Genomic DNA, 2,085 nt, shown 5'->3' on the forward strand with positions numbered 1-2,085 from the left:
TCTCAGAGGACTGAAAAGAGATAAATCGGAACCCACGCGATCAGCCAAGCCACAACAGCGAAAGCTCGTCACCCGCGTTCGTCACCCCTGCCGTGCGCCGTTCATCTCTTGCGCAAGGCCGTTCATCTCTTGCGCAAGGCCGTTCATCTCTTGCGCAAGCCGGAAACCCCGTGATACTCGCGCGCCAAGAACTCCTGTCGCGGAACCGCCAAATGTCCAAAACCAAAGACATCAAGAAAGTCGTGCTCTCCTATTCCGGCGGTCTCGACACATCCATCATCCTGAAATGGCTGCAGACCGAGTTCGGCGCCGAGGTCATCACCTTCACCGCCGATCTCGGTCAGGGTGAAGAGCTGGAACCGGCGCGCCGCAAGGCCGAGATGATGGGCATCAAGGACATCCGTATCGTCGATGTGCGCGAGGAATTCGTCGCCGACTTCGTCTTCCCGATGTTCCGCGCCAACACCGTCTATGAAGGCACCTATCTGCTCGGCACCTCGATCGCCCGGCCGCTGATCTCCAAGCATCTGGTCGATATAGCGCGGGAAACCGGCGCCGATGCGATCGCGCATGGCGCCACCGGCAAGGGCAACGATCAGGTTCGCTTCGAGCTCTCGGCTTACGCACTGAACCCCGACATCAAGGTCATCGCGCCGTGGCGCGACTGGACGTTCAAGTCGCGTACCGACCTGATGAATTTCGCCGAGCAGCACCAGATCCCGGTGCCGAAGGACAAGAAGGGCGATGCACCGTTCTCGGTCGACGCCAACCTCTTGCATTCGTCCTCCGAGGGCAAGGTGCTGGAAGACCCGTGGGTGGAGCCGCCGGAATTCGTTCATCAGCGCACCGTTTCGCCGATGGACGCGCCGGACAAGGTCACCGAGATCGAGATCGAGTTCCTGAAGGGCGATCCGATCGCGCTGAACGGCAAGAAATTGTCGCCGGCAACCATGCTGGCGACACTCAACGATCTTGGCCGCGACAATGGCATCGGCCGGCTCGACCTGGTCGAGAACCGCTTCGTCGGCATGAAGTCGCGCGGCGTCTACGAAACGCCAGGCGGCACCATCCTGATCGCCGCCCACCGGGCCATCGAATCGATCACGCTCGACCGAGGTGCGGCCCACCTCAAGGACGAGTTCATGCCGCGTTACGCCGAGCTGATCTATAACGGCTTCTGGTTTGCGCCCGAACGGCTGATGCTGCAGGCGATGATCGACAAGAGCCAGGAAGACGTCGAGGGCACGGTGCGGCTCAAGCTCTACAAGGGCAACGTCATGGTCACCGGCCGCAAGTCGAAGAAGACGCTTTACTCCGATGCGCTGGTCACTTTCGAGGACGACCGTGGCGCCTATGACCAGAAGGACGCCGCCGGCTTCATCCGCCTCAATGCACTGCGGCTGAGAACGCTGGCAGCGCGCAACCGCGCCAAGTAGGGCGGATGCGCGGTTTCGGTCGCTGCCTGGCGCCGCTGGTTGTTCTGGCGACGCCGGCCGTCGGCCAGGAGTTCGACCCCGCCTCTCTTGACCTTCCCGCGCTGATCGAGTGCAGGGCGGACGTTCCGACTTACAACGACTTTGCCCTGTGGCTGTCCAGCGCACCGGGTGCCGTTGAAACGCTTGGCTGGAAGGAGGTTGCCTCCGGCAATCCGTTTCTCAGCCAATACGAACTGCCGGCCAAAATCCGCGTGTTCAACCGCGAGACAGGATCGATCGTGTTTACCGCTGCGGGGCCGATGGCCGTGCTCGACGGCGTTGCCGCGCCGGAGCTTGCAAAAGAACTCGACGTCATGGCCGTGTTTTCCACGCCGCAAAAATTCCTTGGCGAAAAGGTCGTTGTCCAAAGCACCGAAGAGTCGGAAGGATTGACCTTCTCCACGGACGTCAAGCTCAACGTCTCGACCGTCGAGTCCCATCCCGGCAAGACCCTGGCCGGCTGCTCCTACACGCTCGAAATCAAATAAAAACCCGGCATTCACGCCGGGTTTTCGATCAAGTCAAAAATGGCCGGGGCCTCCTGCCCGGTGCATGGTCCGTCAATCGCCGTCGATCGCCGTGGCAATACGAGCGATGGCCTGCTGATAGA

2 protein-coding genes are annotated in these 2,085 nt (G+C 61.2%); both read left to right on the forward strand.

Annotated features, from left to right (window positions below; all coding sequences use genetic code 11):
- The first annotated feature begins 212 nt into the window (after window positions 1–212).
- Entirely contained in the window at window positions 213–1,436 is a 1,224-nt protein-coding gene (locus EN925_RS33235) for an argininosuccinate synthase (RefSeq protein ID WP_013528809.1), read from the forward strand.
- A 5-nt stretch (window positions 1,437–1,441) separates the two neighbouring features.
- On the forward strand, window positions 1,442–1,963 hold the full coding sequence (locus EN925_RS33240; protein ID WP_127370077.1) for a hypothetical protein: 522 nt from the start codon (window positions 1,442–1,444) through the stop codon (window positions 1,961–1,963).
- Window positions 1,964–2,085: the final 122 nt, after the last annotated feature.

Source organism: Mesorhizobium sp. M7A.F.Ca.US.006.04.2.1, assembly GCF_004022915.1.
Taxonomy (GTDB): domain Bacteria; phylum Pseudomonadota; class Alphaproteobacteria; order Rhizobiales; family Rhizobiaceae; genus Mesorhizobium; species Mesorhizobium ciceri.